The following is a 22,200-nucleotide window of genomic DNA, read 5'->3' as shown; positions in this document are numbered from 1 at the left end:
ATATCTGATGATCCTTGCCCTGGCCGCAGCCCCCGCTGCGGCCTTTGCAGATATAGGGGGCACAGATATCGGGCACGCGAAACTAAGAGGACCAAAATTTGCCCAGCCGGTTGAGTGTGTTCTGGGCGAAAGCTGTTTCATCCTGAACCTCACAGACGCGGACCCCGGCGAGGGCGTGGCCGATTACACCTGCGGCCCGCGCAGCTACGACGGGCATAAAGGCACCGATTTCGCCCTGCCCTCTTACGCGGCAATGCGAAAGGGTGTGACTGTGCTGGCCGCGGCGCCCGGCCGGGTCAAGGGGCGGCGGGACGGCATGGAGGATGCGCTTTACGGATCCGAAGGCGCCCCTGATGTGAGCGGGCGGGAATGCGGCAACGGGGTTGTGATCGACCATGGCGGTGGTTGGGAAAGTCAATATTGCCATATGGCCCAGGGATCGGTGACGGTGCGAACCGGCGACAAGGTCCGGATGGGCCAGGTGCTCGGCCGGGTTGGCCTGTCCGGCAAGACGCAATTTCCACATCTGCACCTGTCCCTACGCAAAGATGGAAAAGTTGTGGACCCGTTCCACCCCGACGCAGCTTTTGCAGCACCAACCAAATGCCTCTCACCTGACCTGTCAGACGGGCAGCTCTGGCTGACCCCGATCCCCTACCCGACCGGCGGCATTGCCAGCACCGGGTTTGCCAGCGATATCCCCCAATTTGATGAGATCAAGCAGGGCAACACCCCTATCACCCCTCTTCCCGCAGACGGCCCGGCCCTGGTGGGTTGGAGCATGGTTTACGGCCCACGCCGGGGGGACATTCTGCACCTGCGCATTGAAGGTCCCACGGGGATGGTGGGCGAGCAGAAGATCGAGATGACCAAAACGCAGGTTCTGGCCTTTCGCGCCTTTGGCAAAAAGACCCGCACGGCGTGGCCTGAGGGAATATATCGGCTGGATAGCTGGATGATCCGGGCTGGCAAGGTGATTGATGCCACCTCAACCGAGGTTGCGGTCCGCTGAAACGGGCAGACCAGACGCGGCGGGACGCGTCCTGACCGCAGGGGCCGCATAAGGTGAGCCGCGGAATAGACGAAGGCCGCCCCCTCCCGAAACACCGTCGCAAGCCCCCCAAAAACACTGGAGGCTGGCCCTCTTACCGCTCTGTCAGTTTCAGCTCAATCCGCCGGTTCTGCGCGCGCGCGGCATCGGTATCTGCGGGGTTCACCGGGCGGTATTCCCCAAAACCGGTGGCGGCCAGCCGGTTCGGCGGAAAGCCCAGATCGTCAATCATGTATTCCACCACCGACAGGGCACGGGCCTGGCTGAGCGCCCAGTTATTGCGAAACTCCCCCGTCCCCGACAAGGGCTGGTTGTCGGTGTGCCCATCAACGCGGATCACCCAATCCACTTCGGGCGGGATCAGATCCGCCACTTCGAACAATAGCGCGGCCACCTTGGCCACCTGCGCCTGTCCCGCAGGTTTCAGCACCGCATCACCCGAGGAAAACAGCACCTCGGAGGAGAACACAAACCGGTCTCCAACAATCTGCACCCCTTCTCGATCCCCAAGAACCTGACGCAGTTTCCCAAAGAATTCAGACCGATAGGCGGCAAGCTCCTTGGCTTCTTCTTCCAAACGCCGACGTTCCGCCTCTTCCAACGCGGCCCGTTTGCGCTCCTCGGCGGCGACCCGCGCCAGTGCCGCATTCAGCTCGGTGCCCAGTTTCTGGATCTGCACCTGCGCGCGTTCATCGCGTTCATTTCCCGCATCCAGTATCGCCTGCAAGGAGCCAAGCTGCGCGCGCAATGCCGCCACCTGTTCATTGAGCAGGGCCACCTGACGCTGAGCCTCGGCAGAGCTGGCCTCTTCTTCGGACAAGGCCAAATTGGCCACCGCCAGCAGGCGCTTTTGCTCCTCCGCCTCCGACAGGGCCGCCTCGGCGCGGGTTTCAGCGGCGAGCCGCTCGGCAAGGGCTGCACGCAGCTCTTCGCCCAGCCGCTTGGCGTCCACCCCTTCGGATTTCAACGCCTCAAGCTCCAGCATCGCGGCCGCCAGACGCGCATCCAGATCCACACCGGCCGCTTTTGCCGCCGCCAGCAGGGTCAGCGTTTCCTCGGCCTCTTTGCGGCTTGCTTCCAGCGCGAGGGTCATCGCGGTCAGCTCCGCATCGGCATTTTCAAGCCGCGCGCGAAGCGCCTCGGCGGCGGCGGCTTCTGCAAGGCGCCCGGCCTCTTCTTCGCTTAACGCCTTTTGCCCCTCCGCCACGTCCGCCTCAAGACCGGCCACCAGCGCCTCCAGTGCTTCGCGCTTGGCCGCAGCCAGCCGCGCGGCTTCGACGCCTGCGTCAATCTCATCGCGGGCCTGGGCCAGCGCGAGTTGCAACGCCTCCTGATCTGAAATCAGCGCGGCTTTGGCAGCCTCCAGATCTTCAATCGTTGCGGCCATTTGCGTGCCCGCGGCAAGGGCCTCATCGCGTTGCGACAGGAGGGCGGCGACCTGCGCCTCGAAGCTGGTGATCTGGGCGGACTGGGCGGCGATCTGCTCTTCCTGTGCTGTGGTCTGCGCGGTGAGCTGGGCAATCAGCGCGGTCTGGGCATCGGCAATATTGCGCGCCTCGGACAGGGTTGCGCTGAGCCGCCCGACCTGCCCTTCCAGATCCGCAGAGCGGGTGCGTTCCAGCCCCAGCGCATCAGCAAGTTCGGCCACCTGCAGGCTCAGCTCATCCAGTTCATGCGCCTGACCTGAGATGGTTTCGCGCAGGACAAACTGCACCACCATAAAGATGGTCAGCACGAAAAACAGCACCAGAAGCAGCGCGGTCATCGCATCGACAAAGCCGGGCCAGATTGACCCGCTGACCCGATTGGTGGAACGCCGCGACATGGCCATGGGTTACACCTGACCCTCTGTTTCGTCCTGCCCGGCCGCCACGCGGATCACCTGGATCAGGGTCCCCAGATCCTGGCGCAGTTCCGCCATGCTTTCCTGACGCCCGGCCTGCATTTCCTCAAGCAGGCGCAACATCTGCACGTCGATCGAGCGCAGGCGCATCCGGCTTTCGGCATCGGGATGGGTGCCCACTTCGCCCTGCCCTTCGAGCGCATTGATCACCCGGCCCTGCCCGTCGATCATCTGTTTCATGGCAAGGTTGAGGTCGGTAAGTTGCGCAAGATGCGGGGTCAGGTCAGGGGCGGGCATCGGGGCGGGCTGGTGCTGTGTGGCGTCGATCTTTTCCGTCAACGCATGGACCTGGCCTGCAAGATCCCCCAGCCGCGCATCCAGTTTCGCCCGGTTCACATCGGTCTGCAGGAACATCGCCTGCATTGCCTCAACCTGTTCGGCCATGGCGGAAAGATAGGCAACCGCGGCGCTGTCCCCGTCCCCCTCTGCAGGGGCGATGGACAATTTGGTGATGGTGGACAGCCATTCCTCAAGCTCGCGGTAAAACCGGTTCTGGCCATGGCCTGCAAACAGCTCCATCAGCCCCACAACCAGCGACCCGGCCAGGCCGAGAAGGGAGGAGGAAAAGGCCGTTCCCATGCCGCCCAGCTGCTCTTCCAGCCCGCTCATCAGGCGGTTGAATACCTCAACCCCGCCTTCATCGCCAGAGGGCGCGAGCGAGCCGATGGTCTTTACAACCGCGGGAACGGTGGTGGCGAGGCCGAAAAATGTCCCCAGAAGTCCAAGGAAAATCAGGAGGTTGACAATGTAACGCGTGATATCACGGGCCTCGTCAATGCGAGTGGCCACACTGTCGAGGATCGAGCGCGATGACGAGGCCCCGATCTGCAGCCGTGCCCCTCGGGTCGACAGCAGCTTGGCCAGGGCCGCGAGCAGGCGTGGCGCGCGATCCGGGTTGGTCCCTTCACGCTCGCCCACAAATCCTTCGATCCAGATCACCGAGGCCGCCACCTGCCAGACCTGCCAGAAACAGGCCAGAAGGCCAACCACGAAGACCAGAGCGATAAAGGCATTGAGATAAAGATTGGCAAGGAAGACCGGCAGCACCTGCGGCAGGGCGACAAAGCCCCCGAAGCCCACAAGGCCCAACACCACCAGCATCACAAAGATCTGGCGGAAAGGTTGAGAAAATTGCGGCTCGGCCCCTTTGCGGCGCGTCACGGACGGCCTGCTATCTGGCTCTTTCATCGGGTATTTTCCCTATCGCCTGAATGTTTTGCGGTCAGGATAGGGGGGATTGGGCGCCCTGCCAAGCGCGAATGCGGTTCGGGAAACAGGAGGCCGATCAGGGGGCAGATGCGGTCAGAGGGCTTCGGTGATTTCGCGCACACGGGCCGCAAGCCAGCTGAGATCCGGGTCTTCGATCCCCAGCGTCGCCAGATGGTCAGCGGTGTTATAAAGATAATCGGTGTTGGGGCCGCGCCCACCAACGGCAGTGGCGATGATATGGGCCTGGTCCAACAGGTCGATATGGCAATATTGCACATGATCGGGGTCGATCACATAGGTCACGGCCTCGACCTCGCGCCCATCGGCCAGGGTGATTTTCAGGGTTTTCTCAAGATAGGCAGAGGAGACCAGCTCGCGCTCACGCAGCTCTGCCATGGTCTTGTCTTCGCGTCCCGGGGTGACGCGAAAGGCCACGCCCTGACAGGATGCCCCCGCCTCCTCGTCAAGCGCCAGCACAAGACCGGGCTTTTCCTCGGTGCCGCGATGATGGATCGAGCGCATGCAGAAAGACCGGTGATACCCCGCAAGGGTCGCGATCACGGTTTCATCATGATCAAAGCCCGGATGCCAGATCAGAGATCCGTAACCAAAGACCCACAATTCGGAATTGCCCATGCCCATACCCTTTCCGTCCAGCGCGCGCTCCCCATATAAGGGGGCAGGTGTTAAGAGGGAAGCGGTATGCGCAAACTGATTGTGATTGCAGTGGTTCTGGCGGGGCTCTGGTCCGGGTATTGGTGGGTTGGGGCCGGAGCGGCCGAGCGCGCCTATCAGGGCTGGTTTGCCGAACGGCGGGCAGATGGCTGGGTGTCCGACTACGAGGCATTGCGCGTGCAGGGGTTTCCGAACCGGTTCGATATGGTGGCTGAAGGCGTTCATCTCGCGGACCCGGAGACCGGGCTGGCCTGGTCGGCAGATCTGTTCCAGCTTCTCACCCTCAGCTACAAGCCCAACCACCTGATCGCTGTCTGGCCCGGCACCCAGCGCCTGTCGACCCCCTTGCAGAATATCGACATCACGGCGCAGGATTTCAAAGCGTCACTTGTCGTGGATCCCACGCCCTCCCTGCCCCTGAACCGCTCCTCATTCGTGATCGAAGACATGACCCTGACCTCCTCTCTGGGTTGGACCGCCACGCTGGGGTCCGCCAATATCGCCACCCGGCAAGTGGACGGGAAACCGACCGAACATGAAGTTCATCTGGAGGTGAAAGAGTTCGTCCCCCCCTCAGAACTTGTGCAAAGCTTTGATACCAACAGCCTGCTGCCCCCGTCTTTTGAAGGCGTTACAGTGCAGGGCAAAGTGGCGTTTGACGCCCCCTGGGATCTGGCCGCCCTGGAACAGGAACGCCCGCAGCCCACCGAGATCAAACTGGACATGCTGCGGGCCAAATGGGGTGAGATGGTATTGCAGGCCGCAGGCGCCCTCACCGTGAACAGCGCCGGTCAGCCCAACGGGAAAATCACCGTGAAGGCGCGGAACTGGCGCGAAATGGTGGCGCTGGCCAAAGCCTCTGGGCTGATTGATCCGGCCTTTGAAGGCACCGTCATCGGCGCGCTTCAACTGTTGTCCAGCCTCTCGGGGGACCCTGACACGCTGGATGTGCCTTTGGGATTTTCCGGCGGTTTCATGTCCCTGGGGCCGCTCCCAATTGGCCGCGCGCCAAGCTTTCATCTGCGCTGACGCAGCGGGGTGGCGGCCCGCCCGACGGGCCATATCGCCATCCTCATGTCTCATTTTCTTGCCGAAAATACCTCGGGGTGAGGACGCAGTCCGAGGGGCAGCGCCCCTGCCCCGCCCTCGACACTGCGCAAACTCGACACTGCGCAAACTAGAAAACTGCCCCTCCCGGCCGTCAAGCCCTCAATAGCCGCGCGTTTTGTCCACCAGATGTAACAGCGCCTCTCCCGCCTCGGATCTTCGTATGTTCTCCGCAATCACCTGGCTGGCCGTGTCTGGCCGGGTTTCAGAGGCGATATGCGGGGTCACGGTTACATTGGGGTGCGCCCAGTAGGGGTGAGTTTTGGGCAGGGGCTCCACCCGGAACACGTCCAGCGTGGCATGGCCCACCTGCCCGCTATCAAGCGCTGCGAGCAGGGCGTTATCCTCGATCAACGGGCCACGCCCGGGGTTCAGGATCCGCGCGCCTTTGGGCAGCAGTGCCAGCGTGTTAGCATTGAGGGTGTTTTCCGTGGCCGGTGTATCGGGCAGAAGCAACACAAGGATCTCTGCCTGGGTCAGAACATCGCGCAACCCGTCTTCCCCACTATGACAGCCGACCCCCGGCAGGGATTTTGCGCTCCGGCTCCACCCATGCACATTGAAATTCAGCGCCGACAGGGCCTGCGCACAGGCAGCACCCAAATTCCCCAATCCCAGCACCCCCACGGTCCGGTGCCGTGCAAGCGGCGGAATGTGAACCTCCCACGCTTGATCCTGCCGGCAGATATCCAGATCCATATCAAGGTGATAGCGCAGGGTATGCCCCACCACCCATTCCACCATCCCTTCGGTCAACCCCTGGTCCACCATCCTGGTATAAGGCTGGGTCAGGGTCGGGTTGGTGACGATGCTCTCCACCCCAGCCCAGAGGCCCAGCACAGCCTTGCACCGGGTATAGGGGCTGAGGTCAGACAGGGGACCAAACGGGGCGTAGATGATGTAATCCACCTCCTCCGGAGCAAAGGCCTGACGCAGATCCGCCACCACGCCCGCCTCGCAAAAAGCGGCTTCCAGCGCGGGCTTATACACTGGCCAAAGCGCATCACGCCCGGCAAACAGCACATTGACACTCCTGTGGGCAGCGGTCGGGGCAACAATCGAGGCTGGGGTCATCAGGGGATCCTTTTCAAGATATCGGACGCGCCGCAGATGCCTAACGCTTCTGTCGCGCCCTATGCACATGGGCAGACTGCACCAGACCAAAGCCGATGAGAAGCACCAGCATGGACGAGCCCCCATAGCTGACCATCGGCAGCGGCACGCCCACCACCGGCGCCATTCCCATCACCATCGACATATTCACCGCGAAAAACAGGAAAAAGGTGACCGCGATCCCAAGGATCAGAAGGGACGAGAACCGGTCCCGGTTCTGCACGGCGGAAATCACGCAGAACACAAGGATCAGCACGTAAAGCCCAAGCAGACCCGCTCCGCCCAGAAAGCCGAACTCCTCAGCCAGCGTGGTAAAGATGAAATCCGTGTGTTTTTCCGGCAGGAAGTTCAGCCGCGACTGCGTGCCCTGCATGAACCCCCGCCCGGTCCAGCCACCGGACCCCAATGCAATCTTTGACTGGGTGATGTGATAGCCCGCCCCTAACGGGTCCGAAGAGGGATCAAGGAAGGTGTCGATGCGACGATACTGATAGTCTTTCAGAAGCTGCCAGGGCGTGCCGCGTGACAGGAACACACCGGTAACCAGCCCCACGCCGCTCAGGATCACCGCCCCAAAATACCACAGGCTGACCCCGGCCAGAAACATCACCACCCCACCACCGGTCACCAGCAGGATCGACGTGCCCAGATCGGGCTGTTTCAGCACCAGCATGGTCGGCAGGGCAATCAACACCAGCGGCAAAAGCACCCAAAGCGGACGCGAAACCTTTTTCACATCCAGCCAGTCGTAATAGGCGGCAAGGATCATGATCAGGCTGATCTTCATCAGCTCCGAAGGCTGCAAACGCATGAAACCAAGGTCAATCCAACGCTGTGCCCCCATGCCGGTTGTGCCAATCAGCTCCACCAGCACCAAAAGCACCAGAGAGACGAGATAGCCAAGCCCCGCCATATTGCGCCAGAACCAGATCGGCACCATTGCCGTGATGAACATCAGGACCATCCCCAGCGCAAACCGTTTCATCTGCGCCGCCGACCAGGGATCAAGGCTGCCACCGGCCACGGAATACAGCATCAGGAACCCGACCCCGGCCACGGCGCTCAGCAGCAGCACCAGAAACCAGTTCAGATACAGCACCTTGCGCAGCCCGGTGGGCACGTATTTGACGTTGTATTCAAGATAACTCATGCGCGCCCGCTCCCCTGCGCACCGTCGTCAGAGGGCAGTTGCATCATGTCCTCGATCTCTTTTTGCCGCGACCGGATGGTGCCGCGCTGCGAGGATGGGTAGGCGCTCAGCGGGGGGGTGCCACCGTACAGCGTCTGCAACATCACGTCCCGCGCAATCGGGGCCGCAGCCGTCGAGCCGCCGCCGCCATGCTCCACCACAACCGACACCGCATAGCGCGGGTTTTCCGCAGGCGCATAGGCAACAAACAGCGCGTGGTCACGCCGCTCCCAGGGCAGGTCTTCGTTGCGGGTCACACCGCGCGCACGCTCTGCCTTGGTGATATTGCGCACCTGGCTGGTGCCGGTCTTGCCCGCCATCCGAAACTCATCCCCGGTGATTTTCGACCGGCCCGCCGTGCCACGCCGGGCATTGACCACCGCATACATGCCCTGGCGCACCGCGGCGAGGTTCGATGAGCTGATCCCAAGCGGCGCCTGCTCTGCAATCGGCTGATCCACCCCGTTGATGGAGCGCACCAAGCGCGGCACCACCGCTCGTCCGGTGGCAAGCCGGGAGGTCATCACCGCCAGTTGCAGCGGAGAGGCCAGCACAAAGCCCTGCCCGATACCCGCATTCAGACTGTCCCCGACGACCCAATCCGCACCGCGGTTTTCCAGCTTCCACGCCTTGTTCGGGATCAACCCCTGCGCCACCGCAGACAGCGGCAGGTCGTGTTTTTCCCCAAGCCCAAGGCGGCGCGCCATCTCGGCAATCTTGTCGATCCCAACCCGCTGGGCGATCTCATAATAATAGATGTCACAGCTCTGCTCGAGGCTCTTGAGCAGATCAACCTTGCCGTGACCCGCCCGTTTCCAGCAATGGAAATTGCGGTTATAGACCTCGATCTTGCCCCAGCAGGTCACGGTTTCGCCGGGGCCGATCACCCCTTCTTCCAACGCCGCCAGCGCCGTGACCATCTTGAAGGTCGACCCCGGCGGATAGGTGCCCTGCGCGGTTTTTGCCGCCAGCGGGCGATAGGGGTCTTCCAACAGCGCCTTGTAATCCGCGCTGGAGATCCCGTGCACGAATTTGTTGGCATCAAAGGTGGGGGCCGATCCCAGCGCGAGGATATCCCCGCTCACCGTGTCCATAACCACCGCAGCCGCACTTTCCCCCGCCATGCGCGCCTGCACATAACTTTGCAGCTTGGCATCAATGGTCAGCTGCACCGCCGCCCCGGCCTGCCCTTCTTCGCGCGACAGTTCGCGCATCTCACGGCCCACCGCGTTCACCTCGATCTCGCGGGACCCGGCAGAGCCGCGCAGCGCATGCTCCATCTTGGCCTCGACCCCGGATTTGCCGATCTGGAACCGGGGGATCTGCAACAAGGGATCCGGGTCATCAAGCTTGGACAGGTCGTAATCCGAAACAGGCCCCACATAGCCCAGAATATGGGCGAAATCGCCGCGTTGCGGATAGATCCGCGACAGGCCCACCTCGGGGGTGATGCCGGGCAGGGCCGGCGCATTCACCGCCACTTCGGCCACCTCGTCCCAACTGACCCGATCCGCGACGGCAACCGGCACAAAGGGGCTGCGTCGTTTGATTTCTTTCAGCGCGTTGGCGATGTCCTCCTCCGACATCCAGACAATATGGGACAGCTTGCGCAGCACCGCCTCGGGGTCGCCTGCATCCTCGCGCACCAGAACGATGCGGTAATTCTGTTCATTGCCGGCGATCAGCACGCCATTGCGGTCATGGATCAACCCGCGTGAGGGGGGAATCAGTCGGATATTGATACGGTTTTCTTCGGCCAGCAGGCGGTATTCGTCGCCCTGATCCACCTGCATATAGCGCATCCGCCCAACCAGAAGGGCCGCAAAAGACACTTGCAACCCACCCAGAAACAGGCCCCGCCGGGTGATTATGCGGGCGCTTTTATCCGTATCCACACCGGTGCGTTTCATGCGTAATGCCCCGAAATTTCGTCCTCACCCGGCTGCGATTTATGGATGCCGAACCCATAGACCGTGACCAGCGCGGCCAGCGGATAGGCGGCGATCGTGGCCAGAAGGTAAAGGATCTCGCGCCCGAACGAAACCTGCTCAACCAGGAACACGCCCAGCAGCAATCTTTGGCCGATCAGCATGGCCACAAGCGTGGCAGCCACCAGCCCGAACTCGATCAGAAAGCTTTGTTCGCGCAGGCGCGTTTCGCGACGGCGCAGGAATTCCGTGCCAAACACCACCATCAGGGTCCAGACCGCAGGAGGTTTCAAAAGCAACATGTCGGTCAGGAAGAACACCGGCGCGATCAGGAAGACCGGCGCATAATCCGGCCGGCGCACCACCCAGGCCATCACCAGAACCAGCAAAAGATCCGGGCCGGGAAGGCGCCCGGCACCAAGCTCCAGCGGCAACAGGCGCCCGAACAGAAGCACGATGGCAACCACCACCAGCAACAGGCGATAATATCCACGGCTGAGGGCGATGCGGTCAATCATTGCCCACTCTCCGCGCTGGCCCCGGGCGTCTCATCCGCTTCGCCTTCACGAAGGATGTCTTCCACCGGCGGCTGCGCCGGGGTCGAGACAATCAGCGCATCACTATCGAGCACCCGTTCGCCGGGATGGCTGCGCAGCACACGCAGGAATTCAAGCCGCTCGTAATCCGCCGAGAGGCGCACGCGCAACCGGCGATCCGTGCCCATGGCCACATGCCCAACCAGCAATCCCGCCGGGAACACCCCGCCGTCACCGGAGGAAATCACCCGGTCCCCAGGACGCACCTTGTCCGGGCTTTCCAGAAATTCCAGCGGCGGTGACGCCGTGTTGTCACCATGCAAAAGTGCGGTCTGACCCGAGGGCTGCACCGTGATCGGAATGCGCGAATTGCTGTCGGTCAAAAGCATCACACGGCTGGTCTGACGCCCCACACCAGAGATCCGGCCCACCAGCCCCAGCCCGTCCGTGGCCGCCCAGCCATCAACGATGCCATCGCGGGTGCCGACATTCAGCAGGACCGACTGGCGAAACGGCGAGCCGCTATCGGCCAGCACGACCCCGGTCACATAGCTGAGCTGCGCATCCAGCCGCACATTGTTCAGGTTCAGAAGCCGTGCGTTTTCCTGTTCCAGCTGCAGCGCCGCTTCTTTCCAGGCTTTCATCTGGCGCAGCTCGCGGCGCAGTTCCTGGTTTTGCTGATAAATCCGCTGGTAGCTTTGGAAATCCTCGACCATGCCCACCACATGGGTGACCGGCACCAGGGCCCATTCGAAACTGGGCACCACCGTATCAATCAGCTGGGCACGGAACCGTTCCACCCGTGGGCTGTCGATCCGCCAGATCAGGAACACCAGCGCCAGAAACAGCACAAGCATCGCCATGAAGAGCCGCCGCAGCGGCCCCGCATATTCGACATTTTGCTGTTTGTTTGTCGCCAATTTGGCCTCCGATCACTTTGGCCTCAGATCACACCGGCGGGCCCCGGTCCGGGCCCCGTCAGGTCAGGTCCAGAACAGGCTACGCGCGATCAGCTATCGTAATCAATCACGTGGCGCAGCTGCTTTTCATATTCCAGCGCCTTGCCGGTGCCCAGCGCCACGCAGTTCAGGCTTTCATCTGCAACCGAAATGGACAGGCCGGTCTGTTCGCGCAGCGCCAGATCCAGATCCCCCAGCAGCGCGCCGCCCCCGGTGAGCATCACGCCACGATCCACAATATCCGCGGCCAGATCCGGCGGGGTGGCTTCCAGCGCGGTCATGACCGCTTCGCAGATCTGCTGCACCGGCTCGGCCAGCGCCTCGGCAACCTGCGCCTGGTTGATCTCGGTCTCTTTCGGCACCCCGTTCAGAAGGTCACGCCCCCGGATCTGCAGCGACGCGCCGCGCCCGTCATCGGGCATCCGGGCGGTGCCGATCTCGGTCTTGATGCGTTCGGCGGTGCTTTCGCCCACAAGAATGTTCTGGTTGCGGCGCAGGTAGGAAATGATTGCATCATCCATCCGGTCGCCGCCCACGCGCACCGAGCGCGCATAAACGATGTCGCCCAGGGACAGGACCGCCACCTCGGTGGTGCCGCCGCCAATATCCACAACCATGTTGCCGGTCGGGTCGGTGATCGGCATGCCAGCACCGATGGCTGCGGCAATCGGTTCCGCGACCAGCCCGGCGCGGCGCGCGCCAGCAGACAGGACCGACTGGCGAATCGCGCGTTTTTCAACCGGGGTGGCGCCATGCGGCACACAGACAATGATCTTCGGTTTCGAGAAGGTGGTGCGTCTGTGGACCTTGCGGATGAAGTTCTTGATCATCTCTTCCGCACTGTCGAAATCGGCAATCACCCCGTCCCGCATCGGGCGGATCGCCTCGATCGAGCCTGGTGTGCGGCCCAGCATCAGCTTGGCATCTTCCCCCACGGCGAGCACTTTTTTCACGCCATCCTTGACGTGATAGGCCACCACCGAGGGTTCATTCAGGATCACGCCCTTGCCCTTGACATAGACCAGCGTGTTCGCCGTTCCCAAATCAATGGCCATATCCGATGAAAACAAACCTGCGAGACCTGCCATGTGTTGCCAACCTTCATGCAAAATAGAAATGGTCCACGACTCCCCCCGAGTGCAGACCATAGCGTTATAGGCCCCGATGGGGTTTGGTGGAAGCCCGAATTGCAGGGGTCCGGCGGCTTCTCGCCGCCCTCAATAGACAGGTTGCACATTTCCGATTTATGCCAGCCACCAAACATGAAAAAGCGCGGCATTTTCGGGCCACGCTTTCACTTTTCGAACATCCGGGTCAGATGCGTCAGACCGCCTCGGGTTTGGTCTTTTCCCGGCGCACCAGAAGGTTGTTGAGCGCGTTGACATAGGCTTTGGCCGAGGCGACCACCGTATCGGTATGGGCCGACTGGCCGGTCACGATCTTGCCGTTCTCTTCCATCCGCACGCTGACAGTGGCCTGCGCATCGGTGCCTTCGGTGACCGCATGCACCTGGTAAAGCTTGAGCCGCGCCTCATGCGGGAACAGCATCTTGATCGCATTGAACGTGGCATCAACCGGGCCGTCCCCCTGGGCGGTGACCTGACGATCAACCCCGTCGATCGCCATGGTCAGATCCGCCGATTGCGGCGCTTCGGTGCCGCAGATCACGCGCAGGAATTTCACCTGAAGGCGGTCATTCTGCGCATCGGTCCCATCGGTCATCAGCGCGATGATGTCCTCGTCAAACACCTCTTTCTTGCTGTCGGCCAGATCCTTGAAGCGGACAAACACATCCTTCAACTGGTTGTCACCCACGTCAAAGCCAAGATCGTTCAGCTTTGCCTTCAACGCGGCACGCCCCGAATGTTTGCCAAGCGGCAGCGAGGTGCCGGCGAGGCCGATATCTTCGGGCCGCATGATCTCGAAGTTTTCCGGGTTCTTCAGCATCCCGTCCTGGTGGATGCCGCTTTCATGGGCAAAGGCGTTTTTGCCGACAATCGCCTTGTTGAACTGCACCGGGAAACCCGACACCTGCGCCACGCGGCGCGAAATGTTCATGATCTTGCGCGTATCGATCCGGGTTTTATAGGGCATGATGTCATGGCGCACCTTAAGTGCCATCACCACCTCTTCCAGCGCGGTATTGCCCGCCCGTTCGCCGAGGCCATTGATGGTGCATTCGATCTGGCGCGCACCGGCCTCAACCGCGGCCAGCGCGTTGGCGGTGGCCATGCCGAGGTCGTTATGGCAATGGGTGGCAAAGGTGATCTCATCCGCGCCGGGCACGTTTTCGATCAACATGCGAATGAGGTCGGCGCTTTCACGCGGCGCGGTATAGCCCACCGTGTCCGGGATATTGATGGTGGTGGCCCCGGCCTTGATCGCAATCTCGATCACCCGGCACAGGTAATCATGCTCGGTCCGGGTGGCATCCATCGGCGACCATTGCACGTCATCCACAAGGTTGCGCGCGTGGCTGACGGTTTCATGGATCAGATCGGCCATCTCATCTTGCGTGAGGTTGGGGATCGCGCGGTGCAGCGGCGAGGTGCCGATGAAGGTATGGATGCGCGGCTTGGCGGCATTGCGCACGGCCTCGGCGCAGCGGTCGATATCCTTGAAATTGGCGCGCGACAATCCGCAGATGGTCGAGTTTTTCGACCGCTGGGCAATCTCGGACACGGCGGCGAAATCGCCTTCTGAGGCAATCGGGAAGCCCGCTTCGATAATGTCGACACCCATCTCGTCCAGCATCTCGGCAATTTCGAGCTTTTCGTCATGGGTCATGGTGGCGCCGGGCGATTGTTCGCCGTCGCGCAGCGTGGTGTCAAAGATCAACACGTGGTCGGATTTGGGCTGGGTCATATCTCTGGTCTCTTCATCAAATCTTGGGTCGGGCCATAACGTGCCCGTGGAGTATCCCGGATCGCGGCGGATTACCAGTTTTCGCATGCCATTTTTGGCGGGGATCAACGAAAGAACAGCGATCAGTTGCAAGCGGGATGTTGGGAAGGGGCGCGATCAGGCAAATCCTCTGAGCGGACGCGCCGAGATGGCACGCTCAGAGGCGTGTTAGCAGCGAAAGAGCAGCCAGGCCGATACGGGCCGAGGGAGCGATATGTGTCTGCGTTACCATGGCGGTGACTATAGGGCAGTTTTTACCGGGGGAAAGAGGTTTTTTCGGCTTCCCCTCATAATTCGCCGGTAATTCTCCGGTAAATCTCTGGCAAATCCGGTGATGGATCCACCAGAAACACCGCCCATTAACACGGCCCAAGGACACACCCGGAGCGAGCGCTTCAGGTCCGGTCTCAGTTTCCGGTCGATGTGCCCGGCTCGGCTTCTGCGGGCACCTCGGGGGACGTTTCTACCGTCAGTTCCGCTGCCGGGTCAGAGCCAGGATTTGATCCGGCCTCCGGCTGATCTGCGGCCGCGTCCCCTTCATCGGCGGGCAAGGACAGATCCGGGTGCCGCACGCTGCCTTGCAGAAAGCCCTCCTCCCAGACGCCATCTTCCCGCGCACCATCCGCGCGGATCACCACACCCGGGCCATGGCGTTTGCCATCGGCAAAGCCGCCATCATACAGATCGCCATTGGCATAGACCGCCACGCCCTTGCCATGAAAGAGCCCCGCCCGCCATTCGCCTTCGTAGCGGAAGCCATCAGCGGTTGTCAGCACGCCCTGTCCCTGACGCTGGCCGGCAAAGAAACCGCCTTCATAGGTGCTGCCATCTTCCAGCACCGACACGCCCTGCCCGCTGGGCAGACCGGCCTGCCAGTCCCCCTTGTAGCTTGCCCCCGTGGCGGTGGTCAGGCTGCCCTGCCCATCATAAAGCGCATTCACAAAAGCACCGTCATATTGCGTTCCATCCGCATAACGGGCCACGCCATTGCCTTCGATCACCCCGGCGACCCATTCGCCTTCGTAAGAGCTGGTGTCGGGATAGACGATCATGCCCTGCCCCTGCGCCACCCCATCCACAAACGCGCCCTGGTAGACCGAGCCATCCGGGTAAGTTGCCACGCCGGTCCCCTCGATGCGCCCCTCGATCCAGTCCCCTTCATAGACATAGCCATCCGCACCGGAAAAGCGGCCCTTGCCATGACGCTTGTCACCCGAGAACATCCCCTCGTACACATCGCCCCCCGCATAGGTCACCTTACCCTTGCCGTCGCGCGCACCGGCGCTGAACATGCCTTCATAGACATCGCCGTTGACCTGGGTCAGCTTGCCCTGCCCATGCATCTGCCCCTTGGCCCATTGGCCTTCATAGATCATCCCGTCCGCCGAGATCAGCTTGCCCTCACCATCGCGCTGGTCATCGCGCAGCTCTCCGTCATAGACCGAGCCATCGGCGTAACTGGCGACACCGCGCCCGGTTTTCACACCGATCACCCAGTCGCCTTCATAGATATAGCCAGAGGGGCTCTCCATCCGGCCCTTGCCATGGTGCATGGCATTGCGAAACCCACCTTCATAGGTCACGCCATTGGCATAGATTGCCAGGCCGGTGCCGTTGATCTTGCCATCCACCCAATCGCCCTCATAGGTGCCGCCATCGGCAAAGGTGATCCGGCCAAACCCGTCCGGCTTGCCCTTGGCGAAACTGCCTTCGTAAACCGATCCGTTCGGGAAACGGGCCACGCCCTGCCCGACAATCTCGCCGTCAATGAATTCGCCGGTATATTCATAGCCAGAGGGCAGACGGTAGGTGCCCATCCCATGCTGAAGACCGCCCTTGAACGTGCCCTCATAGACAGCCCCGTCATCATATTGCTTGATCTCGACATCCTGGGCCACGACGCCCCCCGGCATCAGGCCCGCGGCCAGAGCTGTTGTGGCCATCACGGCCCCGATCGCGGGAAAGCGCAGCAGGTGCTTCATGCCCAACCTCTTCAAATCAAACGACAAGACAGGCCCCGACATCATCAGGGCATCTTTGGCAAGATAGAGGAGCCTCCGGGGCGAAACAACGCTTTTCCCCCACATTCCGGCGCGGGGGCTTCCCCTTCGGCCAAATACTGCTACATCTGTGCGCAAATGTCCTGAGACCCGGTAATAGAAGACGCGCGATGAGTGAGAATTTCCACACCCCCGATTTCCGCCCCGCCCAATTCCGCCTGACCCTGGCCCAACTGAACCCCACGGTGGGCGCCATCGCCGCCAATGCCGACAAGGCGCGGGCCGCCTGGGCCGCCGCGAAAGAGGCCGGCAGCCAGATGGTCGCCCTGCCCGAGGCCTTCCTCACCGGCTATCAGACCCAGGATCTGGTGCTGCGCCCGCAATTCTACCGCGACGCGATGGAGGCCGTAGAGCAACTCGCCCGCGACTGCGCCGATGGCCCTGCCATGGGCATTGGCGCGCCGTATCATGACGGAAAGAACCTCTATAACGCCTGGTGGGTGCTGGAAGGGGGGGCGGTGAAAACCCGCGTGCTGAAACAACGCCTTCCCAATGAAACCGTATTTGACGAGGTACGCCATTTCACCTCCGCCGCGCCACAAGGCCCTTATTCCATTGGCCCGCTGCGCATCGGCACCCCGATCTGCGAAGATGCGTGGCACGCCCATGACGTCTGCGAAACACTGGCGGAAAGCGGCGCCGAGATCCTGCTGATCCCCAATGGTTCGCCCTATTTCCGCGGCAAATATGACGTGCGCCTCAATCACATGGTGGGTCGCGTGGTGGAAACCGGTCTGCCGCTGATTTACCTCAATATGGTGGGCGGTCAGGATGATCAGGTGTTTGATGGCGGCACCTTTGCGCTGAACCCCGGCGGGGAGCTTGCCCTGCGTATGTCGGTGTTTGACGAAGAAATCCGCCATATCGACCTGACCGAGACCGACACGGGCTGGCGCATTGCGGCGGGCGAGGTCGCCCCCCAGCCCAACGAATGGGAACAGGATTACCGCGCCATGGTGGACAGCCTGCGCGATTACATGGGCAAAACCGGGTTCAAACAGGTGCTCTTGGGCCTTTCTGGCGGGATCGACAGCGCCATCGTGGCCACCATTGCCGCCGATGCGCTGGGGCCTGAGAATGTGCGCTGCGTGATGCTGCCATCAGAATACACCTCACAAGGCTCTCTGGAGGACGCCAAGGACATCGCCCAGCGCCTTGGCTGCCAGTATGATTTCGTGCCGATCAAGGAAGGGCGCGATGCGATCACCAACACGCTTGCGCCGTTTTTTGAAGGGATGGCACCGGACATTACCGAAGAAAACATCCAGTCCCGCCTGCGGGGCCTGCTGCTGATGGCGCTGTCGAACAAGACCGGGGCCATGCTGCTCACCACCGGCAACAAATCCGAGGTCGCCGTGGGATACGCCACGATTTATGGTGACATGTCAGGCGGTTACAATCCGATCAAAGACCTCTACAAAACCCGCGTCTTTGAACAATGCCGCTGGCGCAACGCCAATCATCGCCCCTGGATGAAGGCACCAGCAGGGGAAATCATCCCGGTGTCGATCATCGACAAACCCCCGTCGGCCGAACTGCGCCCGGACCAGAAAGACGAGGACAGCCTCCCCCCCTATGACGTGCTGGATGCGATCCTCGAAGGGTTGGTCGACCACGAGAAATCGGTGGACAAGCTGGTCACGGCAGGGTTTGACCGGGCCATCGTGAAAAAGGTCGAACATCTGGTGTTCATCTCGGAATATAAACGCTTCCAGTCGGCGCCAGGCACACGGCTCACCAAAGGGGCATTCTGGCTGGACCGACGCTATCCGATCGTGAACCGCTGGCGCGACATGAGCTAACCGGTCGCGCTGCCCTAATGGACATAACAGATCTGCCCGAGCGGTTCCGGCCCGCGGGCGGATCCACCAGCCACGATGGCCGCCACGCCTCCCGTCACGATGACACGAGGAACGGACGAAAAGAATTTTTCCAAAACTCTACCCGGACAACCGGAAATGGCCTTGACCCCCAATTTGTCATGTCATAGATCATGACCTCACTGCGCGGGCGTTGTGTAGTGGTAAGACCTTAGCCTTCCAAGCTAATGACGCGGGTTCGATTCCCGCCGCCCGCTCCAGACCCTCCCCAAATCGGCAGACCTTTTTCGTTTCAGATGCCCGCTGAGCCATTGCTCCGGCGCTTGATGGCCCGGTATCTGTTTGGCGGCGGACACTGGGGACAGACCCGCATGAAACCGCCGCCCCCGCTCCCCTTCTGGCCCGCTCATCTCCCGGCTTTTTCTTGCTCAAAATACCTCGGGGTGAGGCCGCAGGCCGAGGGGCAGCGCCCCTCTTCCCTCGTCCGCCCTCAAAACCCGCCCGTGCGCAGGAACGCCCCGGTCAGCACAAACAGCACCGAAAGTGTCGTGACCGCGCGGATGTGCCAGCCCATCAAAGGCAACGTGTCCGGCGACAGGGTCGGGATCACCCGAAACCGGGCATTCACCGCAAAGCCCGCGGTGATCGCCAGCAGCACAAGCTTCACCCCGATCCCGGTGCTTGCCGGATCGGAAAAGCGCAACCAGTCACCGATATCCGGCACAAACGCATGGGCCAGCCACAGACCGGACGCCACCTGCGCCAGCAGGGCAGGCATCCCAACCCGCTCATATCCCTGCTCAAATCTGAGCAGAATTCCGGGATCGCGCGCCTTCAACGCCCGTGGCAACACCGTGGTCGCCAGCACGATATGCCCCCCGGTCCAGACCGCGGCCCCCAGCAGATGCACCACCAAGACGAGATAAAACATGTTGCTCTTTCCAAACTCGCGCGGCGGGGTCATTGCGCCCCGGCTTCTGCCCCCGCACCCTAGCTGCCTCCCGGGCCAAAGCATTGATATTTGCTAAGAGGGGGCGGAAATTCTCGCCATGCGCAGTCGCCCCTCCGGCGCGGGCAGTGGACAAATCCGGCCTGATATGAAAGGAGGTGACATCTGACCGGACAGCCCGATCCGAGGAGCATATGACAAAACTCTTTGCCGCAATGACAACGGTTCGAAACGACGACCTGTTCCTGCCCAAATGGATTGACCACTATGGCCGGGCCTTTGGTCATCGCCATCTTTACGTGTTTCTGGACGGCCATGATCAGGAAAAACCTGATTGCGAAGGCGCCGATCAGGTGAATTTCCTTTACCTGCCACATCAACCGATGGAGCGCGTGGGCGCCATGCGGCGCCGGGCTCGGGTCATGTCTGCGCTGGCGCGCGGGCTTTATCGGTATTTCGACAGTGTTCTGGCCTGCGACGTGGACGAGTTTCTGGTGGTGGATCCCAATCTGAACACCACATTGGCCGGCTACTTGTCTTTGCTCACCGACAAGGTTTCCGTCTCCGGGCTGGGTCTGGATGTGGGGCAGCATATGGTCGAAGAAGGGCCGCTGGATCCCAGCCGCCCCTTTCTGGATCAGCGCCGCTACGCGCATCTTTCCGCCCGCTACACCAAGCCGATCACCACCTTTCGCCCCGTCACCTGGGGGTCAGGCATGCACCGGATCAAGGGGCACGGGTTTCGGATCGACCCCAACCTGTTCACCTTCCATTTCGGCATGGTCGATTATGAACGCTCAACCGGCAAGACGCTGGACAAGGACCGGCTGGCCACCGGTTGGGGCGGGCATCTGGAGCGGCGCGAGGCGCTGTTCAAGATCATCACCGAAGCACGCGCCCATGACGGCGACACCTATTTCCCCACCGCCCGCCAGCGCCAGCGCCGCGAACGCGCGCCCTATGCGCTGAACAAGCCGGGCATGTTGAAAGACGAGCCGGTTGTCACCATCCCGGATCGGTTTCGCGGGCTGATCTGACACCCCCCGCTGCCCGCCCCCTCGCTTTTTGCGGATATGGACAAAAGCCGCGTGATGTGAAACACGTCCCGGCCAAGGAGATCTATGCATGACCACCACCCGTTTCGCCCCGTCGCCCACCGGCTATATCCATGTGGGCAACCTGCGCACCGCGCTTTTCAACTACCTGATTGCCCGCAAATCCGGCGGCCAGTTCATCCTGCGTCTGGATGACACCGACCCGGAGCGGTCGAAGCAGGAATATGCTGATGCGATCATGGAAGATCTGGAATGGCTGGGCCTGACCTGGGACCGGGTGGAAAAGCAATCGGATCGGTTGGAGCGGTATGAGGCCGCCGCGCAGGAACTGCGCGACATGGGGCGGTTTTACGAATGTTTTGAAACCCCGACCGAGCTGGACCTGAAGCGCAAGAAGCAGCTCAACATGGGCAAACCGCCGGTCTATGACCGCTCGGCGCTGGCGCTCAGCGAGGCCGAAAAGGCCGCCCTGCGCGAAGAGCGTGGGCAAGGTCACTGGCGGTTCAAGCTGGATCATGAGCGGATCAACTGGACCGATGGGATCCTGGGCGACATTTCAATTGATGCGGCCTCGGTCTCTGACCCGGTGCTGATCCGGGGGGACGGGCAGTTCCTCTACACGCTCGCCTCGGTCTGTGACGACGTGGATTTCGGCGTGACCCATGTGGTGCGCGGGTCCGATCACGTGACCAACACCGGCACGCAAATTCAGATCATCGAAGCCCTTGGCGGCACGGTGCCCAGCTTTGCCCACCACTCGCTTCTGACCGGCCCGCAAGGGGAAGCCCTGTCGAAACGTCTGGGCACGCTGGCGCTGCGCGATCTGCGCGAAAACGGTGTGGAGCCGGCAGCACTTCTGTCGCTGATGGCGCGGCTGGGATCGTCACAGCCGGTTGAGTTGATGAGCTCCCTTGATGAGATTGCCGACGGGTTTGACCTGAGCAGCTTCGGCGCCGCCCCGACCAAGTTCGACGTCGATGACCTTTACCCCCTGACCGCACGCTATCTGGGCGCCCTGCCTTATGATGCGGTGGCCGAGACGGTGACCGGGCTGGGTGTGCCCACAGAGCAGGGCGAAGCGTTCTGGAACGTGGCCCGCGAAAACATCACCGTGCTGAAAGATCTGGCGCCGTGGTGGGACCTCTGTGCAAACGGTGCCGACCCGGTGATCGACGATGAGGACAAGGAATTTGTCACCGAGGCGCTGGCGCTGCTGCCCGAAGGCCCGTTTGATGGCGAGACCTGGGGCAACTGGACCAAAGAGGTGAAAGCCGCGACCGGCCGCAAGGGGCGTGGTCTCTTCATGCCGCTCAGGAAGGCACTGACCGGGATGAGCCACGGCCCGGACATGTCGGCCCTTCTGCCACTTTTGCAGGTGATCCGCGCCAAGGGCTAACCCCTTAACAAAAAAACAGAAAAGCCGCCCAAATCGGGCGGCTTTTTTCATTGCAGCATCCGGGTGCCGGATCAGTCCCGCCAATAGTTATTGGCCTGTGCCACGGTCTGGAAATTGGTGGCAACGACCTGCGAGACCTGGGTCAGGCTGTCGGCATTATTGGCATATTCCGGGCGCATCTTGGAGCGCGCCTCATCATCGGGCTGGGTCTTTTTCACCGCCATGCGCGACAGTTTGATCGCCAGGTCATAGCCTTCTTCGGGGGTTGATGTGATGAGAGTGGGTAGCCAGGACATGGCTGCCTCCTTTTGACTGGTTTAGCTGACAGAACCCTGCCGGGCAGCTG

The 22,200-nt window shown here is 61.8% G+C and carries 18 protein-coding genes and 1 tRNA gene; 6 read left to right on the top strand and 13 right to left on the bottom strand.

Annotated features, from left to right (window positions below):
* Positions 1–7: 7 nt before the first annotated feature.
* On the top strand, positions 8–1,012 hold the full coding sequence (locus XMD517_RS14460; RefSeq protein ID WP_173485274.1) for a M23 family metallopeptidase: 1,005 nt from the start codon (positions 8–10) through the stop codon (positions 1,010–1,012).
* A 133-nt stretch (positions 1,013–1,145) separates the two neighbouring features.
* On the opposite strand, the gene XMD517_RS14455 is transcribed toward XMD517_RS14460, so the two are convergent.
* The 3 genes from XMD517_RS14455 to XMD517_RS14445 all read right to left on the bottom strand — a co-directional run bounded on the left by XMD517_RS14455 (position 1,146) and on the right by XMD517_RS14445 (position 4,799).
* Positions 1,146–2,882, bottom strand: coding sequence for a peptidoglycan -binding protein (locus XMD517_RS14455; RefSeq protein ID WP_173485273.1), 1,737 nt, complete (start codon positions 2,880–2,882; stop codon positions 1,146–1,148).
* 3 nt (positions 2,883–2,885) lie between these two features.
* Entirely contained in the window at positions 2,886–4,142 is a 1,257-nt protein-coding gene (locus XMD517_RS14450; protein WP_173485272.1) for a biopolymer transporter ExbB, read from the bottom strand.
* A 114-nt stretch (positions 4,143–4,256) separates the two neighbouring features.
* On the bottom strand, positions 4,257–4,799 hold the full coding sequence (locus tag XMD517_RS14445) for a gamma-glutamylcyclotransferase (protein WP_173485271.1): 543 nt from the start codon (positions 4,797–4,799) through the stop codon (positions 4,257–4,259).
* 66 nt (positions 4,800–4,865) lie between these two features.
* On the opposite strand from XMD517_RS14445, the gene XMD517_RS14440 reads away from it, so the two are divergent.
* The gene (locus XMD517_RS14440) at positions 4,866–5,867 is read left to right on the top strand and encodes a DUF2125 domain-containing protein (RefSeq protein WP_173487954.1); all 1,002 of its coding nucleotides are present in this window, start codon (positions 4,866–4,868) and stop codon (positions 5,865–5,867) included.
* 180 nt (positions 5,868–6,047) lie between these two features.
* Here XMD517_RS14440 and XMD517_RS14435 read toward each other — a convergent pair whose 3' ends face one another.
* The 8 genes from XMD517_RS14435 to XMD517_RS14400 form a co-directional block, all read right to left on the bottom strand.
* Complete coding sequence (locus tag XMD517_RS14435; RefSeq protein ID WP_173485269.1) at positions 6,048–7,019, bottom strand: glyoxylate/hydroxypyruvate reductase A; 972 nt, start codon at positions 7,017–7,019, stop codon at positions 6,048–6,050.
* A gap of 40 nt (positions 7,020–7,059) precedes the next feature.
* A complete protein-coding gene (gene rodA / locus XMD517_RS14430; RefSeq protein ID WP_173485268.1) occupies positions 7,060–8,208 on the bottom strand; it encodes a rod shape-determining protein RodA in 1,149 nt (382 codons plus the stop codon).
* Positions 8,205–10,157, bottom strand: a complete 1,953-nt coding sequence (mrdA, locus tag XMD517_RS14425; RefSeq protein ID WP_173487953.1) for a penicillin-binding protein 2 — start codon at positions 10,155–10,157, stop codon at positions 8,205–8,207. Before mrdA ends, rodA begins: the two co-directional genes overlap by 4 nt.
* A complete protein-coding gene (locus tag XMD517_RS14420) occupies positions 10,154–10,693 on the bottom strand; it encodes a rod shape-determining protein MreD (protein ID WP_173485266.1) in 540 nt (179 codons plus the stop codon). The genes mrdA and XMD517_RS14420 overlap by 4 nt, the downstream gene beginning before the upstream one ends.
* Positions 10,690–11,631, bottom strand: a complete 942-nt coding sequence (gene mreC, locus XMD517_RS14415) for a rod shape-determining protein MreC (RefSeq protein ID WP_173485265.1) — start codon at positions 11,629–11,631, stop codon at positions 10,690–10,692. Before mreC ends, XMD517_RS14420 begins: the two co-directional genes overlap by 4 nt.
* Positions 11,632–11,720: 89 nt before the next feature.
* Positions 11,721–12,758 carry a rod shape-determining protein gene (locus XMD517_RS14410; protein WP_173485264.1) on the bottom strand — a complete coding sequence of 346 codons (1,038 nt, stop codon included), beginning with the start codon at positions 12,756–12,758 and terminating at the stop codon, positions 11,721–11,723.
* Between the two features lie 235 nt (positions 12,759–12,993).
* Complete coding sequence (locus tag XMD517_RS14405; RefSeq protein WP_173485263.1) at positions 12,994–14,535, bottom strand: 2-isopropylmalate synthase; 1,542 nt, start codon at positions 14,533–14,535, stop codon at positions 12,994–12,996.
* A gap of 446 nt (positions 14,536–14,981) precedes the next feature.
* A complete protein-coding gene (locus XMD517_RS14400) occupies positions 14,982–16,556 on the bottom strand; it encodes an MORN repeat-containing protein (RefSeq protein WP_371732367.1) in 1,575 nt (524 codons plus the stop codon).
* A 188-nt stretch (positions 16,557–16,744) separates the two neighbouring features.
* Between XMD517_RS14400 and XMD517_RS14395 the strand changes: the two genes are divergently transcribed.
* Complete coding sequence (locus XMD517_RS14395; protein WP_173485262.1) at positions 16,745–18,436, top strand: NAD+ synthase; 1,692 nt, start codon at positions 16,745–16,747, stop codon at positions 18,434–18,436.
* Positions 18,437–18,640: 204 nt separating this feature from the next.
* Positions 18,641–18,714 (top strand) — tRNA-Gly (locus XMD517_RS14390).
* Between the two features lie 230 nt (positions 18,715–18,944).
* Here XMD517_RS14390 and XMD517_RS14385 read toward each other — a convergent pair.
* Positions 18,945–19,385, bottom strand: coding sequence for a CopD family protein (locus XMD517_RS14385; RefSeq protein WP_173485261.1), 441 nt, complete (start codon positions 19,383–19,385; stop codon positions 18,945–18,947).
* A 212-nt stretch (positions 19,386–19,597) separates the two neighbouring features.
* On the opposite strand from XMD517_RS14385, the gene XMD517_RS14380 reads away from it, so the two are divergent.
* Complete coding sequence (locus XMD517_RS14380) at positions 19,598–20,440, top strand: glycosyltransferase family 2 protein (RefSeq protein WP_173485260.1); 843 nt, start codon at positions 19,598–19,600, stop codon at positions 20,438–20,440.
* 88 nt (positions 20,441–20,528) lie between these two features.
* Positions 20,529–21,854: a glutamate--tRNA ligase gene (gltX, locus tag XMD517_RS14375; protein WP_173485259.1), complete on the top strand. Its 1,326-nt coding sequence runs from the start codon at positions 20,529–20,531 to the stop codon at positions 21,852–21,854.
* 71 nt (positions 21,855–21,925) lie between these two features.
* Here the strand turns inward: gltX and XMD517_RS14370 are convergent, their stop codons facing one another.
* A complete protein-coding gene (locus XMD517_RS14370; RefSeq protein ID WP_055188392.1) occupies positions 21,926–22,150 on the bottom strand; it encodes a hexameric tyrosine-coordinated heme protein in 225 nt (74 codons plus the stop codon).
* Positions 22,151–22,200 lie beyond the last annotated feature (50 nt).

The organism is Aliiroseovarius sp. xm-d-517, from assembly GCF_013283135.1.
Classification (GTDB): domain Bacteria; phylum Pseudomonadota; class Alphaproteobacteria; order Rhodobacterales; family Rhodobacteraceae; genus Aliiroseovarius; species Aliiroseovarius crassostreae.
This window is presented reverse-complemented; position numbering and strand designations above follow the sequence as displayed.

Coding starts and splice junctions, on each gene's coding strand:
- gltX (WP_173485259.1), top strand. CDS start 20,529: ATGACCACCACCCGTTTCGCCCCGTCGCCCACCGGCTATATCCATGTG.
- XMD517_RS14380 (WP_173485260.1), top strand. CDS start 19,598: ATGACAAAACTCTTTGCCGCAATGACAACGGTTCGAAACGACGACCTG.
- mrdA (WP_173487953.1), bottom strand. CDS start 10,157: ATGAAACGCACCGGTGTGGATACGGATAAAAGCGCCCGCATAATCACC.
- XMD517_RS14455 (WP_173485273.1), bottom strand. CDS start 2,882: ATGGCCATGTCGCGGCGTTCCACCAATCGGGTCAGCGGGTCAATCTGG.
- XMD517_RS14450 (WP_173485272.1), bottom strand. CDS start 4,142: ATGAAAGAGCCAGATAGCAGGCCGTCCGTGACGCGCCGCAAAGGGGCC.
- XMD517_RS14405 (WP_173485263.1), bottom strand. CDS start 14,535: ATGACCCAGCCCAAATCCGACCACGTGTTGATCTTTGACACCACGCTG.
- XMD517_RS14385 (WP_173485261.1), bottom strand. CDS start 19,385: ATGTTTTATCTCGTCTTGGTGGTGCATCTGCTGGGGGCCGCGGTCTGG.
- XMD517_RS14410 (WP_173485264.1), bottom strand. CDS start 12,758: ATGGCAGGTCTCGCAGGTTTGTTTTCATCGGATATGGCCATTGATTTG.
- rodA (WP_173485268.1), bottom strand. CDS start 8,208: ATGAGTTATCTTGAATACAACGTCAAATACGTGCCCACCGGGCTGCGC.
- XMD517_RS14445 (WP_173485271.1), bottom strand. CDS start 4,799: ATGGGCAATTCCGAATTGTGGGTCTTTGGTTACGGATCTCTGATCTGG.
- XMD517_RS14370 (WP_055188392.1), bottom strand. CDS start 22,150: ATGTCCTGGCTACCCACTCTCATCACATCAACCCCCGAAGAAGGCTAT.
- XMD517_RS14440 (WP_173487954.1), top strand. CDS start 4,866: ATGCGCAAACTGATTGTGATTGCAGTGGTTCTGGCGGGGCTCTGGTCC.
- XMD517_RS14395 (WP_173485262.1), top strand. CDS start 16,745: ATGAGTGAGAATTTCCACACCCCCGATTTCCGCCCCGCCCAATTCCGC.
- XMD517_RS14400 (WP_371732367.1), bottom strand. CDS start 16,556: ATGAAGCACCTGCTGCGCTTTCCCGCGATCGGGGCCGTGATGGCCACA.
- XMD517_RS14435 (WP_173485269.1), bottom strand. CDS start 7,019: ATGACCCCAGCCTCGATTGTTGCCCCGACCGCTGCCCACAGGAGTGTC.
- XMD517_RS14420 (WP_173485266.1), bottom strand. CDS start 10,693: ATGATTGACCGCATCGCCCTCAGCCGTGGATATTATCGCCTGTTGCTG.
- XMD517_RS14460 (WP_173485274.1), top strand. CDS start 8: ATGATCCTTGCCCTGGCCGCAGCCCCCGCTGCGGCCTTTGCAGATATA.